Annotated in this window: 13 protein-coding genes and 1 tRNA gene; 7 read left to right on the top strand and 7 right to left on the bottom strand. The window is 39.2% G+C overall.

Annotated features, from left to right (window positions below; genetic code table 11):
- Positions 1-564: 564 nt before the first annotated feature.
- Positions 565-628 (bottom strand) — tRNA-Asn (locus tag B157_RS0104895).
- 129 nt (positions 629-757) lie between these two features.
- Here B157_RS0104895 and B157_RS0104890 point away from each other — a divergent pair.
- The gene (locus B157_RS0104890) at positions 758-2,011 is read left to right on the top strand and encodes a site-specific integrase (RefSeq protein ID WP_020602261.1); all 1,254 of its coding nucleotides are present in this window, start codon (positions 758-760) and stop codon (positions 2,009-2,011) included.
- Positions 2,012-2,658: 647 nt separating this feature from the next.
- Here B157_RS0104890 and B157_RS39615 read toward each other — a convergent pair.
- Both B157_RS39615 and B157_RS0104880 read right to left on the bottom strand, forming a co-directional pair.
- Positions 2,659-3,132 carry a winged helix-turn-helix domain-containing protein gene (locus B157_RS39615; RefSeq protein ID WP_245565025.1) on the bottom strand — a complete coding sequence of 158 codons (474 nt, stop codon included), beginning with the start codon at positions 3,130-3,132 and terminating at the stop codon, positions 2,659-2,661.
- 54 nt (positions 3,133-3,186) lie between these two features.
- Positions 3,187-3,756 carry a hypothetical protein gene (locus B157_RS0104880; RefSeq protein WP_020602259.1) on the bottom strand — a complete coding sequence of 190 codons (570 nt, stop codon included), beginning with the start codon at positions 3,754-3,756 and terminating at the stop codon, positions 3,187-3,189.
- An 11-nt stretch (positions 3,757-3,767) separates the two neighbouring features.
- Here B157_RS0104880 and B157_RS0104875 point away from each other — a divergent pair, with 11 nt between their 5' ends.
- Both B157_RS0104875 and B157_RS0104870 read left to right on the top strand, forming a co-directional pair.
- A complete protein-coding gene (locus tag B157_RS0104875; protein ID WP_020602258.1) occupies positions 3,768-6,182 on the top strand; it encodes a DEAD/DEAH box helicase in 2,415 nt (804 codons plus the stop codon).
- Positions 6,183-6,226: 44 nt separating this feature from the next.
- Positions 6,227-7,150 carry a tRNA-guanine transglycosylase gene (locus B157_RS0104870; protein WP_020602257.1) on the top strand — a complete coding sequence of 308 codons (924 nt, stop codon included), beginning with the start codon at positions 6,227-6,229 and terminating at the stop codon, positions 7,148-7,150.
- On the opposite strand, the gene B157_RS0104865 is transcribed toward B157_RS0104870, so the two are convergent.
- Positions 7,147-9,465, bottom strand: coding sequence for a DEAD/DEAH box helicase (locus tag B157_RS0104865; RefSeq protein ID WP_020602256.1), 2,319 nt, complete (start codon positions 9,463-9,465; stop codon positions 7,147-7,149). The two genes, B157_RS0104870 and B157_RS0104865, sit on opposite strands and share 4 nt — an antisense overlap.
- A 241-nt stretch (positions 9,466-9,706) precedes the next feature.
- Here B157_RS0104865 and B157_RS0104860 point away from each other — a divergent pair, with 241 nt between their 5' ends.
- The 4 genes from B157_RS0104860 to B157_RS0104845 all read left to right on the top strand — a co-directional run bounded on the left by B157_RS0104860 (position 9,707) and on the right by B157_RS0104845 (position 16,202).
- On the top strand, positions 9,707-11,479 hold the full coding sequence (locus B157_RS0104860) for a hypothetical protein (RefSeq protein ID WP_020602255.1): 1,773 nt from the start codon (positions 9,707-9,709) through the stop codon (positions 11,477-11,479).
- 201 nt (positions 11,480-11,680) lie between these two features.
- Complete coding sequence (locus tag B157_RS0104855) at positions 11,681-13,942, top strand: UvrD-helicase domain-containing protein (protein WP_020602254.1); 2,262 nt, start codon at positions 11,681-11,683, stop codon at positions 13,940-13,942.
- Positions 13,939-14,904, top strand: a complete 966-nt coding sequence (locus tag B157_RS0104850; RefSeq protein WP_020602253.1) for a PD-(D/E)XK nuclease family protein — start codon at positions 13,939-13,941, stop codon at positions 14,902-14,904. The genes B157_RS0104855 and B157_RS0104850 overlap by 4 nt, the downstream gene beginning before the upstream one ends.
- Positions 14,905-14,930: 26 nt before the next feature.
- Positions 14,931-16,202, top strand: a complete 1,272-nt coding sequence (locus tag B157_RS0104845; protein ID WP_020602252.1) for a uracil-DNA glycosylase family protein — start codon at positions 14,931-14,933, stop codon at positions 16,200-16,202.
- A gap of 28 nt (positions 16,203-16,230) precedes the next feature.
- Here the strand turns inward: B157_RS0104845 and B157_RS0104840 are convergent, their stop codons facing one another.
- From B157_RS0104840 to dpdA, 3 genes are read right to left on the bottom strand one after another with little or no spacing between them, the layout of a single operon-like run.
- Positions 16,231-18,024, bottom strand: coding sequence for an ATP-binding protein (locus B157_RS0104840; RefSeq protein WP_020602251.1), 1,794 nt, complete (start codon positions 18,022-18,024; stop codon positions 16,231-16,233).
- 8 nt (positions 18,025-18,032) lie between these two features.
- Positions 18,033-19,169, bottom strand: a complete 1,137-nt coding sequence (locus tag B157_RS0104835; RefSeq protein WP_157618309.1) for a hypothetical protein — start codon at positions 19,167-19,169, stop codon at positions 18,033-18,035.
- 49 nt (positions 19,170-19,218) lie between these two features.
- Positions 19,219-21,261 (bottom strand): tRNA-guanine transglycosylase DpdA, encoded by a 2,043-nt coding sequence (dpdA, locus tag B157_RS0104830; protein ID WP_020602249.1) that lies wholly within the window; start codon positions 21,259-21,261, stop codon positions 19,219-19,221.
- Positions 21,262-21,267: the final 6 nt, after the last annotated feature.

Below are 21,267 nucleotides of genomic sequence, written 5' to 3'. Positions count from 1 at the left end.
CAATCTGCAACCAGCAACGCAAGCAGAACGTACTCGGTTAATGGCTTATCTGGAAGCGAACCGATCCNGGATGCAGTACGGTAGTTTCAGAAATCGGGGTTTGCTGATTGGCAGTGGCCCAATGGAAGCGGCTCATCGCACGGTGATCCAGTGCCGGATGAAGCGCAGTGGTCAACGTTGGACCAACCCGGGGGCTCAGGCGATGCTCAACCTGCGAGTAGCGGCTAAAAGTGGCCGCTGGCAATTAGTCACCAATAACCTTAATAGGTGATAAGTAGTTTTGAAATGCACCTGATTATATCTTTACCCGACTCTGGGGCTCCGTATCTGTGTGTATGAAATACTTCTGTGAAGCCCATTTTCCTAAGCAGATCAATTAAGAATTCTCTAAAGTGGCTCTCGGGTCTCAGAGACTTCAGCCTTTGAATTTTTTCTGCTTCGTTCATATCTATGTATGGTAGTATAATTTAGCTGTAATATAATCGATGTTCTTTTTTGGCACAAATTCGTTGTAATAAAAAATAAAAAAGCCCCAAATCGTAAGATTTGAGGCTTTTTGCTCCCGAAGCTGGGCTCGAACCAGCGACCCTCTGATTAACAGTCAGATGTTTTATTGTACTATATTCTTATAGCTATTTATTGATATTCACTTATTATATTGATAATCAATGTAGTAAACCGTATTTGCCATACAGTTTTTATTAATTTTTATAGGTATTTATTATATTTGTGTATCAAATTGTGTCATAAATACCTTATGAAGATTCATACTGCTACAGCTGTCGTCATCCTGGATACTCGAAGGAATAAGGCTGATGGAACCTTCCCACTCAAGTTAAGAATTAGCTTCCAGCGTGTTCGCCGGTATTACAATATTGGAATTGATGTGCTGGAAGCTAAATGGGAAGAGGTTCAGGATAAATCAAAAACTCGGCAAGAACTCAGATTGATTCGGGAACGTATTGCTGCTTTCGAGGTAAAGGCTGAATGTGTGCTAAAAACTTTAGTAGAATTTAGCTTTGAGGCATTTGAACGGAAGTATTTTCAAAGCGAATCTGAAACGCTTAAAGAAAAAGCAAAGAGACAGGATCTTACCTCTGCCTTTCAAGCATACATAGATAATCTAAAGAAAGATGGTCAGGTTAGCACAGCTTCTAGTTATGAAGGTGCATTAACTTCAATTAGCCAAGGCCATAAATCTTTAACCTTTGAAGATATTACTCCTGATTTTCTGAAAAAATATGAAAAAAGTATGCTTCAAAAAGGCCGCTCATTAACAACTGTCGGTATTTATCTTCGATCCGTACGTGCTATTATGAATCAAGCTCTAGACAAAAGTATCATTACGAAAGAGCAATATCCTTTTGGAAAGCATCGCTATCAAATTCCAGCCGGTCGAAATATTAAAAAAGCACTAACATTGGCTGAAGTTGAAAAAATTTTCCATTTCCCAGCTCAGCCAGGCAGTCCCGAGGAGAAAGCTAGGGATTTGTGGATTTTTTCTTATCTCTGCAATGGAATGAATGTCAAAGATATATGTCGGCTCAAATGGAAAAACATTGATGGAGATATTTTACAGTTCATCCGAGCAAAAACTGCTAATACTGCCAAAACAAAACTGAAACCGATAGTAGTAATCTTAAGCCAACCGGCTCAAGAAGTTATCCAGAGATGGGGCAACAAGGACCGGAAACAAGAAGCTTTCATATTTCCATTCCTGCAACCTAATATCGCCCCTAAACGGGAGCGAGATCTAGTTCAAAATGTAACTAAATTTATTAACAAGTGGATGAAGCGTATTGCGAATGAGTTAGGGATTGATAAACCAGTAAGTAGTTACTATGCTCGTCACAGTTTCGCTACAGTTCTAAAAAGGTCGGGGGCACCAACAGAGTACATTGCTGAGAGCTTGGGGCATACAGACTTAAAGACTACGGAAAATTACTTAGACTCTTTTGAAGATAATATAAAAAGAGAATATACTAAAGCATTATTGAAATTTGATGGGTGATATCATGCGTCAACCCAAAATGAAGAATTTTGTGAAATTTGATAACCAACTGCCGGGGGCAGTGATATTGATCCGTGAATTAATCTGTAAAGAAGGCCACTTCTTTCTTACGGAAGAAGACCTGCACCGATTTTCGATCCTTCTCTAAAGTTCTGACCTGTTCCAGAACGGCTACCGTCAGGTCTTCCAGCGAAACAAAAACTCGGTTTTCTAGCCCCTGCTTGATCTGATTCCAGACCAGTTCAGTCGGGTTGAGCAGCGTCGGCTGTCCGATCAGGACTGTAGGCCGGTAACCGCTCTAAATGAACTCTTCCCGGCCGCGCCCTAAGGAAGGTTCTGACCACTTCACTGCGGTGGATAGATGCACCATCCGCACAGGCGGCCCTGCCAGAAGATCAATAAATCCCGCTTGCGGTATTGGCTACAAAGTTTACTCAGAAACCAGGGGGATGTCCTGGCCAGTGAAGGCCTGGTCTTGCCCGCCCACATAAATCAGCCCATTGGAGACAATAGCGGCAATCAGACTTAGATGCTCGCGGCACGCTTGTTCGATCAACACCGGAGTTTGGCCTCGTGGTGCCCAGGTCAATCCCAGCATAGGCAACAGATAACAGGCCGCTTCATCGATATACAAAATTACCCGCCCCTCAGCTTGGGCTTTTTTTGAGTTCAGGTAGGCGCTCCTCTCGCCACTGCTCTACTCGTTGCTGGTTCTGCTGACGGGCTTTGCGCTGAGGTTTTTGGCGGGTCCATTCCACTTTTTTCAATATACGCCCCACCTGCGAGGGGTCATAACTGACGCCAAAGAGTTTTTTAATTACCTCGTTGACACGGGGGCGGGTCCAGACATGACCCGGAAAGCCATGATGCTCAGCGCCCTGATTTAGCTCGGCCACCAGTTGAATCAACTGCTCATGGGTCAGTCGAGGTTTAGCACCGGGCTGTTTTTGCCAGGCTAAACCATCTTGCCCCTGCTGGCGGAATTTAGTTAAGGTGCGACTCACCCAGCCTTGAGTCATGCCCAGAGCTTGAGCGATGGCGACTTGTTTCCAACCTTGTTGTTGGAGGGCAACACACCGTCGGCGTAGCACTTCATATTGGGTTTGTTTGTAGTTTGCCATACTGAATACAAGATTCAATTATTACGAATCTACTCACGTATCAATAGTAAATAGTTAACCTATTAGCCGACGAATGACGTCGAAGCTTTCGACTACCCTTTCTTTTCTTTGGTTCCCCCACTCAATTATTTCATTGAATCCAAAATATTCATACGACATAAATATTGGATCTTTTTCAAGATTATAAGAGGGCTTCACCGAGAATATACGTTTGAACTCTTCTTGTTCATCTTTCACTGGCCGTCTAGTGCCATTTAGCCATCTTGATATAGTCCCGTTTTCGACACCTAATCTAGAAGCTAAAACTTTTTTTTCGCCATGCGTTGAGTTGCTGTTAATCAAGTAATTTAAATTCTCCCTTAAAACATCATGAGAAGAGCTATTCAGTAGGTTGGTGAGTTGAAACTCCTCCTCAGTCAGGTTAAAAACATCAATTAATAACCTTATTTCATTTTCATTTACTCTTTGTCCTTCGATCTTCAAGATCTCATCTGCCCTATACGAATTGATTTCTAATTTTCTAACAAGTTCACTGTTCCATCTAAATTTAGGTAGCCCTTCCTTCCAAAGACAAAACCTAATATTTATATAAATCAACGAGTCTTGATAATTATTAGCCTCCATAATTACCCGATATGAATCAATTGGTTAATTTTGAATTAATAAATTTAAAGGCGAATTTTGACCTGTTTGATAATCAATCCGTTTTTATGAGTAACAAACTTTTGTTTCCAGGCCAGGAGGAAGTTGTTGAATCAGGAATCTTGCATTCAGGTTTTAACTGTGTTTTGCAGATGCCAACTGGAAGCGGCAAGACTAGTTTAATAATTAAGTACGCTTCTGAACTTCTTACTAACAGAGGAAGGCTAATATACTTGGCTCCCACCCGGGTACTTGCTTGGAACATATGGATGAAGTTTAAAGAGGCTCTACCTCAGCATCAAATAGGTATTTACACAGGTGATTTTACATCAGAAAAAAAAGCGTTTCCTATTCCTTTCAAAGATGCGGATATTTTAATCATGACGCCAGAGCGTCTTGAAGCTTGTATAAGAAACTGGCGCTGCCATTGGAATTGGATACCTAGTGTCCACGTACTCGTTGTAGATGAGCTGCATCTTCTTGGTGATAGACATAGAGGTGCGAGATTAGAAGGCTCGTTACTTAGAATTCAGCGCTTAAATCCCTTCCTACGAATTATTGGTCTTTCGGCTACTCTTGGGAATCGTCTTGAATTAGCTGATTGGCTTAATGGGATAGAGTTTAGCTCCACATGGAGGCCAATCCCTATTGAAGTCTCAAAAGTTTACTTCAGCAAAGCAACTTTCAAACCAGAGTTGCTTCTTAAGGAAGTTCAAATAAGTTTAGAAAAGGGTGGACAAATTCTTGTTTTTGTGCAAAGCCGAAAGCGTGCAGAATCCCTATCAAAGTTCTTATCAGACCAAACGATATCAAGTGCATACCATCATGCAGGGCTCGATTACAAAACACGAATTCAGGTGGAAGAGATGTTTACTAAAGGCATAATTTCTGTCTTAATAGCTACATCTACCTTAGAAATGGGGGTGAACTTTCCTGTTAGAAAGGTCATACTTTATGACATGCAGATTTTTGATGACGGAAAGTTTTCAGCGCTACCCAGAAATAGTGTTTGGCAACGTGTTGGCCGCGCTGGCCGTTTTGGTTATGATAAATCCGGAGAGGCAACTTTGTTGATTCCAAGGTGGAACAGAGAGCTACAGAGCGTTGAGAAAGAGGAATATGACCCAATAGTCTCTTCATGGTCAGACCCAAGGCACTTTAGCGAACAAATTATAGTAGAAATAGCGTGTGGATTTTCCAAAACTGTATCTCAATTAGAAGCTTATGTTAAAAGCTCACTTGGTCATAAACAAGGACGTCTACCAAACCTAAGAAGAAATATACAAGATTTACTTGAGAATAACTTAATTCAAGAATGCAGTAACGATCCACATCAAAAGCTAAAAGTTACTAAAGAAGGCTACTTAATGGTGAAGCATCAGCTTTCGCCAGAAACTGTCTTTCTCTTCGTACGCATCCTTAAACAACCTATTGATTATACTTTATTTGATCTACTCTTTTTACTTGGCTGCGCTTATGATCAGGAAGTATCTATCCATGTTGATTATGAAGAGCTTGACTTACTAAGTACGGAGCTTCTGCTTATACCTTCTACCCTACTCCGCAACAGTCCGCAACAGTCAGTAAGCATTGCAGGTTGCGAAGGCAAACGATTACTTTCTGGCTTAAAAATGGCATTAGTTGCAAATGCTTGGACGTCTGGCCTAGAGCTCGAAGAAATAGCGAAAAAGTTTAGCTGTTATCCTTTTGAAGTCATAAAGCTTGTAACGTCTTTGCAAAGGCTGCTCCAGGCTTTACACTCTTTTATTGAATCAAAAGATGATGTTAATAATGCCTTAATCAGACTTATACCCTTAAAAGAGAAGGTTTATGTAATCCTTAAGATGCTGGAAGCTGGCTTGTCAGAAGAGCAAGTTTCTCTCACTTTTATAAAGGGAGTTGGTGCAAAAAATGCCAAGAAGTTGATAAAACATGGCATTTCGAATATTGAGGATTTAGCCCTAGCCGAGCTGTCAGACCTTGTAGGTATTCATAAAGTATCTAGTAAACAAGCCTTACGCTGGATTGATGAAGCACACCTACTAGTTAAGCAAAAGTCTACTAATAGGTTTGTTGGAGAGCCAACAGAGAATTTAATAGTTTCAGAAAGCTTCTCAATAAATATAGATTCCTATCGCCTTCAACGCGCACTCTCACTAAAAATAGTACGGATGGGAGCTAATCAGTATGAAATAAGTGGAGGGTCAGAACCGCACCTCCTTGACAGAAAAGGAAATGAATGGGTATGTGATTGTATTGATTTTAGCAAAGGCAACATCTGTAAACACCTTTTCGCTCTTCGATTATATCACAAAGATCCTTTACTCCTAAAAAAAGCTGGTCAACAAAGGTTGAACACCAAAAATATGTGGAGTATACAGAGTCTTTGGTTCGAAAAGCCTATATAAAGAGACTAGCTACAATCAATTAATCGCATTAAAGAAAATCATCTATGAACAACCAGAAGACAAGGTACATCAACACGGCAAAGGGAACTATAAACTTCCCTGCTTATATCCCAGTGACCACTTTTGGCGAGAAGTACCCTCTTGATCAATTGATTAGGCCTTACCTTCCGCGCATGTCGCAGTGCGTAATGGTAAGCTACTATTATGCGCAATACATAAAAAAGAATGAACATCCACGGCTACCCTTGATGGTTGATTCAGGAGGATTTGCAGCATTGTTTGAAAGTTCGGTCATTCAAGAGCAAAATGGGGTTGGAATTATTCAAGTAAAGGAAGCCGATAACAAGGTAAAGGTGATGCACCCGTTAGAAATACTAGAGTTCCAGGAATCAATAGCCGACATTGCCTTCACACTTGACTTTCCAATTTCTCCTAAAGCCAAAAAAGAGGAGGCTTTGTTTCGACAGCGACTTACAATTGCGAATGCTTTATGGGCTATTAAAAACAGACGTCGGAAAGAGATGAAGCTATATGCCTGTGTGCAAGCATGGGATGCTGAAAGCGCCAAAGTCTGTGCTCAGGCTTATGTCAATGCTGGCTTTGATGGTATAGCCATTGGTGGTTTAGTACCTAGAGTACGAGATCTTGAGCTGATCAAATCAATTATTCAAGCAGTACGAGAGGTAATACCTGATTTACCTTTGCACGTTTTTGGCATTGGTAAACCAGGCATAGTGGAGCAACTTTTTACATGGGGTGTGGATTCAATAGATTCGAGTTCTTATGTTCAACTGGCGGCAGAAGGAAAACTATGGAGCCAACCGGACAAGATACTGACTGATCCAACTCCGTTAGAGCGTATGCATCTTGCGCTTTGCAATTTGGCTTACGTTACCAGCAAAACATTACCATTGTCTGTTTCAGAAATGTTCTTTTCAACAACAAATCTTTCCAGAATGCTGACTTAGGCTAATCTGCGTCTCTGGATATACTTTGTGATGATTTTGGCTTGTGGTTTATGGATTCCTATACTAGTAAAATCTTCAAGTTTCATTTTACATAGTTGTGCATAGGTAGTGATCCCATTCTCCACAAGCCGATTCATAGTCTGAATACCTATGCCAGCTCCTACGTTGTTGGTTATCCGCTTGATTCCATGCAGGAGTGATCCCAGTGGATGACAATATTTCAATTCTTCAATTCCCGCATATACCCGGAATTCCAGCTTCTTAAAGAAGTTTTCTACCCTTTGAACCCTATCCTTATCAGCTTGGCAGTGTTCTTTTAGATGAAAATAAAAATTGGGAACTTTGTATAGCTTAGCCATACCAGACAAAAGCCAGATAACATGATCTCGCCACTTCTCCTGGACACCTTCAACATTCTTAATATCATATTCCCGTTCAATGTCCTTTGGCAACTTACCTTTAGCTAACTCATATAGAACAATTGCTTTTATAAGTGCTTCGTAACATTTCTTACGAGCTTTCTCATTTGCCAGACGGCCGCTGCCTTCCAGTTTTACTCCTAAAGATCCTAGTATTTCATCTGCTCTCGAAAAGCCTTCCTGACCTCTTACCCAGTTTCTGTAAATAATCGATAATTCTTCTGGATTACTTTCAAACCAACTATCTACTTTCTTGGCTCGAGCATCACTATACCGGACACTAACAGTTGTGTTATTAGAAAGCAGATGAATTAGAAATAAGTTATCCATAAGACTCCACCGCTGCAGATATTCATCCTTTTCATCCAGGCTTAAAATATCGCGCATCAATTGGGCTATACCAGCGGCTATTGAAGGAGGAAGTATGTACTTGGCAGTATGATTACCTAAATTCGTTAACCGAATTATTTTACTCTCATCAATATAAGCAAGCTTCTGGCGAATAAGCCAACTGACCGTTTCAGGAATTAATGCAGCTAACTCTGCCCCTCCCAGTGAGCGCTCAAAAAAACACTGTATTTGTCCATGTTCTTTTCCAGTAGGACCGACTCTATATAGATGTGCCATCACTAATGAAGCAATAGTGTCAACAATAGAACTAGATAACACTGCTGAAGCTGGTATAAAATCGGGAAGTGCCTCGGATGTGAGTAAATTAACTAGCTCCGATTTATCCCAAGCATCATTATCTTTAACAATGGCTATAGCCGTACCTTCTTGCTCACCTCGTCCTGCTCGACCCATCATTTGGAGCAAGTCCCCAAGAGGAACAGGTTTGCTTACTTCAAATGTAACATCGCGTACTATTACATGACTAGCAGGTAAATTAACTCCCATACCGAGTGCTGTTGTACTTACAATCACTCTGGTTTTTCCTTCAATAAAGCTTTCTCTGACCTCATCACGTGCAGCGCTACTTATTTTAGCATGGAAGTGAGATGCTATAGGCCCCTTTACCTGCTGATTAATGTAATTAGCAAGCTTCTCGGTATCTGCAGTTGTGTACACGAAAATTAAAGCCTGATGATCATTAGGAATAATCTTATCAGTTATATACTCAACAATTGCCGCATCAGCCTCTTTCTTATCACTAACCGACCAAACCCATTTTTGTAAAGGAGGTGTACGTTCAGTTACCTCAATCACCTCACAAGGCTCTAACCATTGCTTAAGCTTTTGGAGCTTGCCTAAGGTGGCTGAAAGCAGAATCAGCCGGGGTGGTTTAGGAAGACAAAGTAAGGTGGTGATCAGAAACTCAAGTGTTAAACCTCTTCGATTACTAGCCAAGAGATGAGCTTCGTCTACACATACTGCCCCCACTGTATCAAACCATTGGCTATTAGCAGGATTCCGCAATATAGCTTCCAATCGCTCGGGTGTTGCAATAAGTAATTCTCCTGCTGGTGGAGCATCTGAAAACTTTTCATCCTCAAGTCTATAATCTCCTGTTGATATACGTATAGAAAACGCTGAGCCGAATATCAGCTTAAAGTCTTCAAGGTAACGAGTGAGGTATTCGTGTTTCTCTTTGGCTAGTACTCGTAGTGGTTCTAATAGAACCGCTCTTTTTCCTCTACATAAAGCCTCAAACAAGGGCAGTAAGCCTACTAAGCTTTTACCAGAATTGGTAGGAGCGGCCACTATCGCGTTCCAGCGCGAAGCAAGTAGTCCTGCATTTATTGCTGACATCTGGACTGGACGTGGGGTTGAGCCTGTCGGAACTAATAAGCGAATAAGCCCTTTCCAACTCTCTGACAAGGCCAAAGCTTCCCAACCTTCTATAGCCTCCTCGAAGCAAGCACCACTTATACCGCAGAACACATCAGCTCTTATCATATACCTATTATTTAGCTTTGGGGCTAACCTTATTCAAATTTTTCCTAAAAATAAATATTACAAAATATTAGTAAAGTACAAACAAATCACTAATTATACTATGAAAATCTTTTTTTTGTTCTAATTATTATTTATGAACATATAATAATAATAACAAATGTAGAGCTGTAATTAATATTAAAGTGATAATTTACAAGTTTTACAGAAGCATCGGATTTATTAAAAAACTGTATACAAGCACATGGCAGGTGAAAAAAAAGGAAGCGCTTTCGAAGCATTGGTCTATCTAGCACTTGAGAAAATTGGTTATTCATTAGATAAAGATCTATACTGGGGAAAAAAGCCTAATGGAGTAAGTATAGATGCAGATTTTGTTATTGGTACCCTAGAAGCCCCGAGCCATCTTTTAATGTTAACCAGTACAGGTCAAGCTTCAAACTATAATATGAAAGTTTGGAGAAACGTAGGAGAAATTTTTGAAATAAAAAAAGCCTTTACCCCTCCCCCTGGTGTTTATAACCTAGTTTTTGAAGCTACCCAAAAAGAAAGCTTACAAGATATAATGGAGGCAATATCAGATGGTAACCTCCTAGTTCAAAGTGAAAAGTATGGGCAGGTATTAGTCAATTTAGTTGAAAATAACTTATCCTTATTTCCTGCCTCAAATGAGAGAAAATCTAATTTATTAAAAGAGCTTTTAGATAATGACGATTTAGCAAGAATTGCATTTAGCACCTTCTGTATACATCTAAATAATACGATTAATAAACAAAATTTTCTATTAAATGACTTATGGGCCCTTGCAAAGTGTTATAAGAATAAAAGTTCAAGTAGACTAGCAAAAATTACATTTTTTAGAAGAGGAATTTTAAAACTTGCAATTCTTCCTCAGGAGGATAGAAATCAAATATATAAGCATAAAGAGCTAGGCTTAAAGATAAATTCTATGCCAGATTATGCTATTACTTTAGGATTTGCAACAAAAAGCGTTTTTGGCTACAAAATTATCGATAAAGAAATTAATAATACTTTAGACTTACTAACAAAAGAAGTCATCGAGTATACTATTAAAAACTCGCCATTTGATAGAATGCAAAGGTGGATTAAACCAATATGCAACATTAATGATGTTGAAGTTCAAGTAAAATTTGTATTGGATCATTTTCAACATCTTAAGACGGTTAAAGGTATGTACGAATGTTTAACCTCTCAATATATAGATCCGTACTTTAAAGTAAATAAAGATAAAGTACGCGGTGATTGGGAGATAGTATGGATATTTTATTTTGTATTTGATATAATCAAAACACACAAAAAGAAAAAACAGGGATTTGGATTATCCGAGCTGTCCAAAAAAGCGCAAAAATATTTAAACACAAATAGTTATCCAGCAAATCATACTATTTGGCGTATAAACTTACCTAGTTTTGTTAACCGGGTTACAAGTGCTAAAGACTTACCTTTTGAGATATTATGGGCTACAAGTGGTGTATTATCTGAGTTATTAGATGAAGTAGGATACAATGCGTTATCTCAATTAGGAAAGTCTTTAGAAGAAACAGTCATTTCAAGTAATTTAGAACAAAAACTTATGTCATATAGATCATTCCATCCATTAAAGGTAGTTGTCGAAAAGAAACTAAAGGAATCAAGTCTGCCGTTTATAAATATTCCAGCGCATCCTTCTTTACTAACAGAAATAAATGGTCAAAACCAGAATGCTTCCACTACACCTTTAATAAAAGTTGGCAAAGTAGCAATTCATTGGAAATCGGCATTTGACCAAGGTAAGACTCATAAAGTCAAAGAGCTAATTGGAAGAGTTCAGTCACTTCGTTTTGAATTTAGTGGAAACGAATTCAAGATTCGAAGTGATATTGAAAGATTTGTATTAATACTTGACGGCACATTCACCCAGAGCCAGATAAATACCCTAATAAGAAGTGGCTGGGATGAAATATATTATCTTGATGAATTAGATTCCTTAATCGAACTTTTAAAAAACCAGAGCTAATAAAACTTTACTTAAGATATTAATTAAAGCCATTTGATGGTAGTTATGCTAGGATAATTGGATCAGCTCACGAACTATAAATAACATGTAATATTAGTCTGAACTTATAAATAAGGATTATTAAAGCGTAAGTTAATACCTCGGGTTAAACTAGTTAATTCTATATTTCTAACCAACTACCTAGTCCCACTTCACTATAGTATGATCAGTTTATTAAACTATTTTTTAGCCATCCAAAAAGCATTCAATAATGAGTTGCCTTTAGATCTGGATCAACAAGCTGCTGTTGAGCACACCTTCACCGAACCTTTATGGATAATAGCCGGGCCTGGGACGGGTAAAACCCATACATTAGTGTGGTTGGTACTAAAACGTATATTGGTAGACAGTGTTCCTGCAGATCGAATTGTCTTAACTACATTCACAAGAAAGGCAGCCACTGAATTACGTTCCCGTTTATTACGAGCAAAACAACAATTAGTAAGCAGTGGCTTACGAGAAGCAGAGGAAATCGACGTAACGCAAGTGTTTTTAGGAACACTCCATAGCTTGTGCGCTCGTATACTTCGTGATCAACGATACGAGCCGACTTTGCGGATACGAGTACTTGCGGATGAGCGAGTACAAGAATACTTTCTTCGTCGTACCCGTAATCCAATCCTGGATATTAACGATGTTACATTTTGGGCTCGTTTTCGTCTGGCCAGGTATCAAGGAGGACAGACTTACCTACCCTCAAGAGCAAAACGAGCTGAAGGTGGTTGCATTCTCTTCAACCGTATAACGGAAAATGGGGCGGACTTAAATGCTATGCGTACCTCAGGTGATCCCCATTTCGCGTTGTTGGCCGATGCTTATGAGCAATACCAGCAGAATCTGCAACAAGATCTGCGTACAGACCAAGCAACTTTACAAAGGCACTTCTTGACGTTTTTACAATCACCAGAAGGTCAAACTTGGTTGGGGAATGGTATGTCAGTGGTCGTCGATGAATACCAAGATACAAACCCTGTGCAAGAAGAAATTTATTTTGCTCTCACCGGTGGATTACCCGATTTTACCGTAGTTGGGGATGATGATCAATCTCTTTACCGATTTCGAGGGGCTACGGTTGAATCTCTTATAGACTTTGACCGTGCCTGTTTAGACTATATAGGCATTGCTCCTAGGGCAGTATACCTTCGAGAAAATCGACGAAGCCACAATGGTATAGTTGAATGGGTAAACCGCTTTATTCAACACCACCCCAGTATGATAGAACTGAACCCACTGATTCGTGTACGTGCGCCAGGTAAGCCTGCTTTAGTGGCAAGATCACCTATTAACGGCGCCTATCAACCGGTTCAGATCATCACACGCTCAAGAGATAGTCAAGTAGGAGCTGAAGTATCCACAGTTATTCAAGATCTACTCAATGCTGGCTACATTACGGATTACAGTCAAGTTGCTCTCTTAACTTTTAGTACCTCAGAAAGTAACTGGGCTATTGGAGCATATATTGACGCACTAGATAATGCAGGAATACCGTATATAAATCCCCGTAGTAAGGCCGCACAAAACGACACGGCTTTATTAGAGATACTAGGTGCACTGAGTAGCATTCTTGATCCTATTAGACGGTTTAGTAATACATGGACGCTGCCTGATGGGACCACTTTTACTTTACCAGGACGTTTGGTAAGTTATATTCAAGAGGCTACCAATGCGTTTCAACAACGTATTGCCACTGGCAGCTTTCCAGATTTAGAGGTGTATATAAATGATTCAATCACCACTGTAAGTGGAACACCTTTTGACCCAAGTAACCCATATCTACTTCAAGCAGGTGGACAACGAACAACAATCTCAAGTCTGTTCTTCAAGCTGATTGCTCATAGTCCCTACTCCGATGCAATTCTAGATCCTGCGCATGGAGAAAGGTTAAAAGTAATCAACCAACTATTAGCGGAATACGAGTCTCTATACGATGAAGGTGCCATCAAAGTTGAACAAGCGCTTTCAGGGCAGACACAAACTGAGACTTGGAGTTTATATAACCTTTATGCTGTCTTTGCCGAGAGCTATCATGATGGCTTGAATGACTCTGAAGACGAAGATGTAAGTATTGTTCCTGGTTGTGTGAATGTAATGACAATACATCAATCAAAAGGCTTACAGTTTGAGGTTGTCTTTATCATCAAGCCAGAAAACACACCCTTCCTTGGGACAGCGCATGTACTTGAGGATCAGCTAGCTCCTTATATCAATAGACCGACCCAGCCTTTGTTACGCCGTTCTATACAGCTGCGAGTAGAAGAGGATATCGTTCGATTATTTTTCGTTGGGTATTCAAGGGCAAAACGCTTACTTATATTAGCCGGAACAAACTTAGCTAGATGGGATACAATTCTTGGAAGAGACGTTCATGGTCAGCCGATTAATAATCAAGCTTCACTCATAGGCTTAAACGTAAACTTCTTATGAGCATAGTAAATCATTTACCATGTTGGACTACTCCATATAAGGAAGCTGACATAGCCATTCACACATATTCAACAGTGGGTGATATTCTAGCTTACCAGAGATGCCGGCGTCAGTACGGTTTTTTCAGCGTAAGGAAGTATAATAGCCCAGCTGCTACCCAACGGTACTTTGGTACACTCATGCATGATGTGCTTGACCAGATTAACCGAGACTTTCAGGTTACTGGTAATCTGCCCAACCAACAAGGTGTTTATGACATGGTGTTAGTAGCTCATAATCGTTTAATAAGGTCAGGCGTACGTACGTTTAATGCTGGCTTTCAGAGACGCAGAGCTGCGCTGTTAATTTATCGGTTTATTCAACTATTTGGCATTCCCTTCTTCAGTAACATACAACAAACGGAATACCGACTAAATCGAGCGCTTGTGACTCATACAGGCAGAGATTACATACTAGAAGGAATTGTTGATGTGCTTTCAGGCGCTGTATCCCACGCACTTAGGCTGCCTTACAGTACAGAGCCAGATGATGTTGAAATATGGGATTACAAATCAGGACAAGTACCAGAGCAGGGATCTAGGGAACTAGAATCCTATAAATACCAAATGAGAGTATATGCAGAGTTATATCGACAGCAAACTGGACAATACCCGGCAAGAGCGGTGCTTATATTTTTGGGTGAACTAGCTGATGATCCACGTTGGAACCTTGCAAATGGCGATCCCTCGATGTTTCCTCGCTTAGTCCTTCCTGTAGAGCCTCACCCTGGGCGTATTGCTGTTGCTATCCAAAATTTTAATCAGACAGTAGAAGAAATAGAGCAAGAACGGATATTACCATATGCTCAGCAGTGGCAGGCCCCTTCACATGCGGTCGATGAACAAACATGCCGGACCTGCGAATTGCATTATAATTGTGATAGATATCCGCAAGGACGTAACGAAAGATCTATACCACTTTAACATATTTAGAGCTTACTGTTATCCATATGGAACTCCTAAACCAAGACAATACACTTCTAGACCAATACAATGAGTTCTTTTCAGAGAATCAAATAGACTCTTTAGACTTATCAATTTATTCAGAGTTTTCACTTGATGACCTAAAAAAGAAGATTTTGGAGCTACAAAGGCAATATTTCTTAAAAGCACCAATTTATAAAATTAAAAAATATCCACCTTTAGAATGGCATCCTTATATTGATATAACTAGGCACGTAGATTTAAGTAAACCTAATTTAGTATTAGGCACTTTCCCTCCTCCCAGTTACCTTAGAACGTTTTACCGAAAAAAAGATAAATGCGAAAAAGTTGCATTAATGCTTCGAGATGCAATAGGCTTATTAGAGCCGGAACTTTACTATTTTTATGGTAACAAAAAATCATTTTGGAAAGTACTTGGCGACTTACTTGAAATAAAAATTGGAATCAATCTGGAAGTTGATGAACTAACTGAAAAGTTAGAAAAACGCGGAATTAGTATAACAGATATCATTCTAGCCTTACAAAGAAAGAAGCTTAATAATAAAAGCAATGACGAAGAGAGCGATTCCGGAATGGGTAATAGCTCTGATGATTCGATATTAAGAAATATCATACCAAATTACCCCTTAATAAATGCCCTTATTAGTGAATCAGATAATAATGTTAATCGAATATTGTTTACAAGTGGTAGCTGGAACTTAACAAAGAGAGGAAAGATAAGTGCTGGCAACTCAACAATTAGCCTGTTTTTTAAACTAGTTTTAGAAAAAGAATTGTCCTTGTATTTTGCTGAGTACAATACACCGTTTTTACAGTTAAATAGCAGCAATTATTCTTCTTTAATTAATTTTTGTGACAAGATTGTTTTTAATATAAAGCTAGTGTGCGGAAATAAGGAAAAAGAGTATTTAATTATTAAGTTGCCTAGCCCATCTACATCCTCAAATAGAAAAATTTGCCAATCAACTTTCTTCAAAAAGTGGGTATTTGTAACTTATGGGAAAAAGGCTTTTTATGAATTGGCTCAAATACAGAAAACAAAAGATAAATTCAATGGTATTAAAGAAACTAGTAAGATTAATAAAAAGCAATATGATAACTACAAAGTCAATAAAGAGTTAGTTAAGTACTTGTCTGAAAGTAAAAGAAGAAATGAAGCGTTAGATATAATAGATGAGTATAAAAAAGATATATATAATAAATCCTTTTCTCAGGTCGAAAAGGATTTACATTACCTTTTACATATTCAAGAAGTAAAATTGCCGGAAATAGCTTAGCCCAGCTAGATATATTCAGACCACTTAGCTATTCCTTAAATGCAATATTATCGTAGGGAAGTACTTGGATCGGAATGGGAATCTCTTTAAACACTGTAGTTAAGATAACTTGCCCCTTACCCATAACTTGAAGCTCTTGCTCAAATCCTTTTAAGTCTCCAGAGGCATTTCGTACTGCTTCTCTTCGTTCTTCATCATTTCCTAAAGACATATTAAATTCAGTGTTAATTTGAGTAAGCACACCTTTATCTATTTCACTAACTTGCTGGCTAATTACTGTTAGCCCAATACCAAATTTTCTTCCTTGACGGCTTATATCTCTAAAAACTGAGCCAAATCGCAGTCGCTGAGGATTTAAAATACTAGGAGCCTCTTCAATAACCACATTGATATAAGGCAAATCATCCGGACTAACAACTTTTTCGTTTCTAATATATGGTAAGCTGCCTTCCCGCAGACTATATACGAAACCTTCTGCAAGGGTTCTTAACCCAGTTTGCCCCAGTGTCTCATTTACCCGAAAAGCAGTTTTTATTGCCTCTTCTAGGTTTTCTACATGCTCTACACTCCTAAGCGATTTACGAAGAGTAAAGAGGGTTCGGGCGAGTACAGTAGTTAACAAAAATTGCTCAAGTTCATTTAATAGACTAGTGTCTACAATAATAACTCGTCCTTTCTCTAAAGCACATACTAAGTCTATTAAAATAGAATCATAAAAATTACCTGCTTCTTCATCAAAAGTGGTTATAATCTTACTATTACTACCAGAAAGAAAACTCATTCGCCGTTGAACGGCTGATTTAGTACCTGGCAAAAAATCTGCTCCTTGCTCGCTATTTTCTAAATCAAAGGTATCCCCTAAAAGTGTACGCAATACCCATTCTTCCCCCCACAAATTGAACTGACGATTAAGGTAAGCTATCTGTTGTTCAGTGAACTCCATAATAGAGTAGAGGTCGTCGGGTAAAAGGTCAGCTCGTGAAAATTTAATTGTTCTTTCTAAACCTTCTTTTTCTAAACGTTTACTTGTCAAGTAATAGAAAGGACTTATTAGATTTTGCTGTTGATTATCTGAATACCCATTAACAATGCCACGAATTCCTTCTGATCCACCACTTGCTGAATGCCAAGCTTTAAATTCATCATGAGGATCAATAGCAAAAATACTAGCTTTTCGATCTTGCTCCATTCCTGCTTCAACTGCCTCATTATGCTTCATGATAGAACTAAGCAAGACCATCATTAAATTACTCTTGCCTGCACCAGTACGTCCAAAGATTCCAATGTGATGCGAAAGCGATACTGTAGGTAAGAATACGTCAACTTGCGGCAGAAACCCTTCACCTGCCATTATTTTTCCTACAAGAAGACCGTTACTTCCTAGTTGTCCTTGAAGAAGTAATTTAACTACCTCCGCAACATCAGGATCATTATTGCGAACCTGATAAACGTTAGTGAAATGCTCAGGAAGTCGTCTAGGCTTCTTAAAAATCCACCCACCCTGAAAGAACTCGGCGTATCCTAATAAAATCCCTTTAAGCTCAATAAGCTTTTCATTGGCCAAATCTTCGCTAAAGTATGAGTCAGGCATAGTGAGTTTACTTCGTGCTATTTCACTAAGCTCAAAAGAACGATTTAACACATTTGCGTACTCCGTTGTCCTAAAAAGATAAAATCGATCTATATTTCCCCGTTGACTTGGCATTATAAATAAATCTCCCAAAGCAACGTCTGCATTTAGAGCGATCACCTTTAGCTGATAGGTACTGCTCTCCGCTAACACGCCGAAGGGTTCCCCTAACTTCTTAAGAATTTTTTCCATTAATAGTGTTAAAAAGAAAACAGCTTTTTGCTCAAGCCATTAGCTACGGCAACATCGATAAACTGCTTACGTATAGTTAACTTATCAGCCTGGCTCAATGATGTACGATCACTGCAAGATTTTAATGGATAAGGAAAGCCATAGCTACGTTGGTCGTGGCTTAAATAATCAATATCTTGGAAAATTTTCCTTTCATTAGACAAGATTTCATCCTGCGATGTTGCTTTAACATACTTGTCCCAATAAGCTCTATCCAAGTCCAAGCGCATTATAGGAAAAGTCTTATGAAGCCTGAAAAGATAAGTAACTGCACCAGCAGGTGGAAGGCTTTTATCTTCTATTAATGAGAACTTCCATTCTCCTGGAGATGTTGGTAACCTTATATACCAGTGCTCAGCTGTACTTTCCCCCTCTTTACCGCTTGCAAGGGCAGCTTTTTCTATAACTGGTAAGTAAGAAGAGGTCACAGCCTTGGAAATTGCCAAAAGACAAATCTTATTTTCCAATGCTTTAACGCAGCAGTATCTCTTAAGGTGTTCAAAATATAGACTTTGCTCTGAATTAATCAACGGTAGGGAAAAAGTGGAATCTATCAGCAAGTAGTCAATATTTTCTACATCTTCCATTATTTTGAGAGCTTCTCCCAACTTAGCTGTTTGACGTAATTGGATACCAATATTGCTTGAGTCAGAAGCTTGTGGGAAGATTAAACCTTTCTGAAGTTGCTGAATAGAAAGTGTTTTGTTTCTCTTTTGCAACTTCAGTGCCTTATAATCTGAGTTGTGAATTATTTCGCTGATAGACTCTCCAACTAATTGTTCGAAAGTCTGTTCATACGCTGCACGTCGCAATTTTTCTTCTTCAGGAATCCAGCTAAAATTAATACGTGGCTCGCGTGAGCTAACTTCTTTTAAGCCATGAATCAAATCTGACTTATAGACGACGGATTGCGAGCAAGTGAGATAAATGTAGCTCTCTAAGTATTTAGATGTAGGATAATCTCCATCACTATCTACACTGGCAACTATTAACTTACCCCGGTTAGTAGTATGCGGAAAGAATTGTATCCGTTTTACAATATCCTCTTCGTTTGATATTAATTCATTATTAGCCCAAGATTTTATCTCTTGGGCTAATACATTCATTTGTTTCTTGAGGGTAAACCTTAAGTGAAGAGGAATCTGCATTCAAAACTTAAAATAACGACATTTGTAACTCTTCAGCTTTACTGTCGAGCTCAAACAGTCGGTGCGCTTTGTCAAAAAAGAAGGCTTCGTCGGTCAAGATTCTCTTAAGAAGAGAATAAAATATGTTTGTATTATGGAAGCCTCTACGTCTATTTCTGTTATTTCCTCTGAAGATAATAACCTCCACTCCATCCTTTTGACAGATATCGCACGAGCAACTTTTCCAAGGCTTAGCGGAAAGAGTCCGTTCGTATTCCTTGCGCATACTTTTGCGATCTTCCGTGATGAGCTGGTCATAAGCATCTAATGTATCAAGTGTTGCTGATAGACTTACTTCTCCATTATCGTATCCGCGCACAGCCTTTAAACACTTTTTTTCTAAGCTCAATATTTTCTCTTCCGATAATCCCCCTTCTTTGATCATTCTTTTGGCACGGAAACTTTTGCCTCCCTCTGGAATTCTAATAGCCGCAAACTTTTCCCCACCTACGGTCCAGTAGTTATCATTAGATCCTAGCCAAGCTCTTCTTAAATGAGATGCACTATCTACAGACGTCACGCCAAGCTTTGAGAAAGTTCTCATCGCGCTGAGACGGGCCAATCCGAACAAATGTATGTCCACCTTCCTAGGAACAACTTTTGTAACCTCCTCTACTATTTTTACTATGTTTTGAGTTGATGTGCGAATTAAGCCTCCTAAAGCGATATAATCATAACCCATTTTGACGTATTGCTCAGCAGCAGCAGAATATGACTTGGGATCCCAACCTTGGACAGCACCTATGGGCCGCCACTGTAGGTCTCGCTTTCTATGTTCCACTAAAAAATCTTCTGCATTTTGAATGGTGAGCTGATATCTCTCCTTAGCCGTTTCCATAGTACCACTTACAATTAAATGGTCTAGTGATACACCAAGATCAAAATCTAAACGGGTGTAATAATCTAGCATCTCACTAGTTGAATAGGGCGGAACATCATGGGCTATGTATCCAAAAGCTCCACAATCTCCCATGATTGGAAACTCTCGGGGCACTCTACAAAATCTGTGTACTCCTAAAGAATTAATTCTTTCTTTCTTCTTTACACTTTTTTCAGCGACAACTTTAGATATAAGTATACCATCATAATTAGGCTCTGTAAACATTTGATGAGCATATACCTCATTTGACCAATCTCCAGAGCCTCCTGAGTGTACATCCTCTAGGAAGTTGTAATCTCCATCGACTAAATCATCCCATTCAGGAATAAAGTACCTTAACCTACTTTTGTGAGAGCTGTCCTTCCAAGTTGCAGGAAGGGTAATTACTTGGTCAACCTTAGGATTTGCAAGAGGTTTCTTTCTCCCATTTTCATTATTTTTTTTAGGTTCATCTAATAAATCAAGAGGTGTATCAGCGTCTATAATTTTAAGTACAAACTCTGTTCCTTCGTCAACAATACGGCTTAGTACACGCGCTGCTAACTCCCCTTTCAAACCTACAAGTCCACAAGAAAAGCGCTTAGCTTCTTTATTAGTGAGCGGAACCACTTTTAGATTACCAAGCTTAGGCATTTTTTTTGCAGCAGAAGCTCCACAAAAAAGTATAGTAGGTCCTCCAAATTGAACATCTCCTGTTAGCTGACAAGCCTCTAAATAATTGTCACCTAATAAGATTAGACTAAAATCATAAGGAGTTTGAACAGTTTGACGAAAATCACTAGGCACATTTAAGAAAGAAGACCAGGAATTAAGATCTTTTTTCTTCATAGTTGCAAAAGTGACTTCATAAGGGGCAATATGTCTATCGCTTCTGATCAGACCATAACCTGCTGAAAGGATAAACAGCTCTGCTTGAATTCCTGTATTTAACAAGCTTTCTGTTATCCCCTTCATTAATCGAACATGTTGCTGTCCTGTATAAAGCGAAGCAGCAGGCATAAGAAGCGGCTCTAATTCGGCCTCACGCTCTTTGATCTTATCTGCCCCAGCCTCAAAATCAGAGAAAATAAGTGCACGATCATGGTTAATCGCTTTTTCTCCAGTACAGGCAGTAATTATTTGAATCTTCATTAATGA

This window comes from Spirosoma spitsbergense DSM 19989 (assembly GCF_000374085.1).
Taxonomy (GTDB): domain Bacteria; phylum Bacteroidota; class Bacteroidia; order Cytophagales; family Spirosomataceae; genus Spirosoma; species Spirosoma spitsbergense.
The sequence above is the reverse complement of the archived record's forward strand: the minus strand, read 5'-3'. Positions and strand labels throughout refer to the sequence as shown.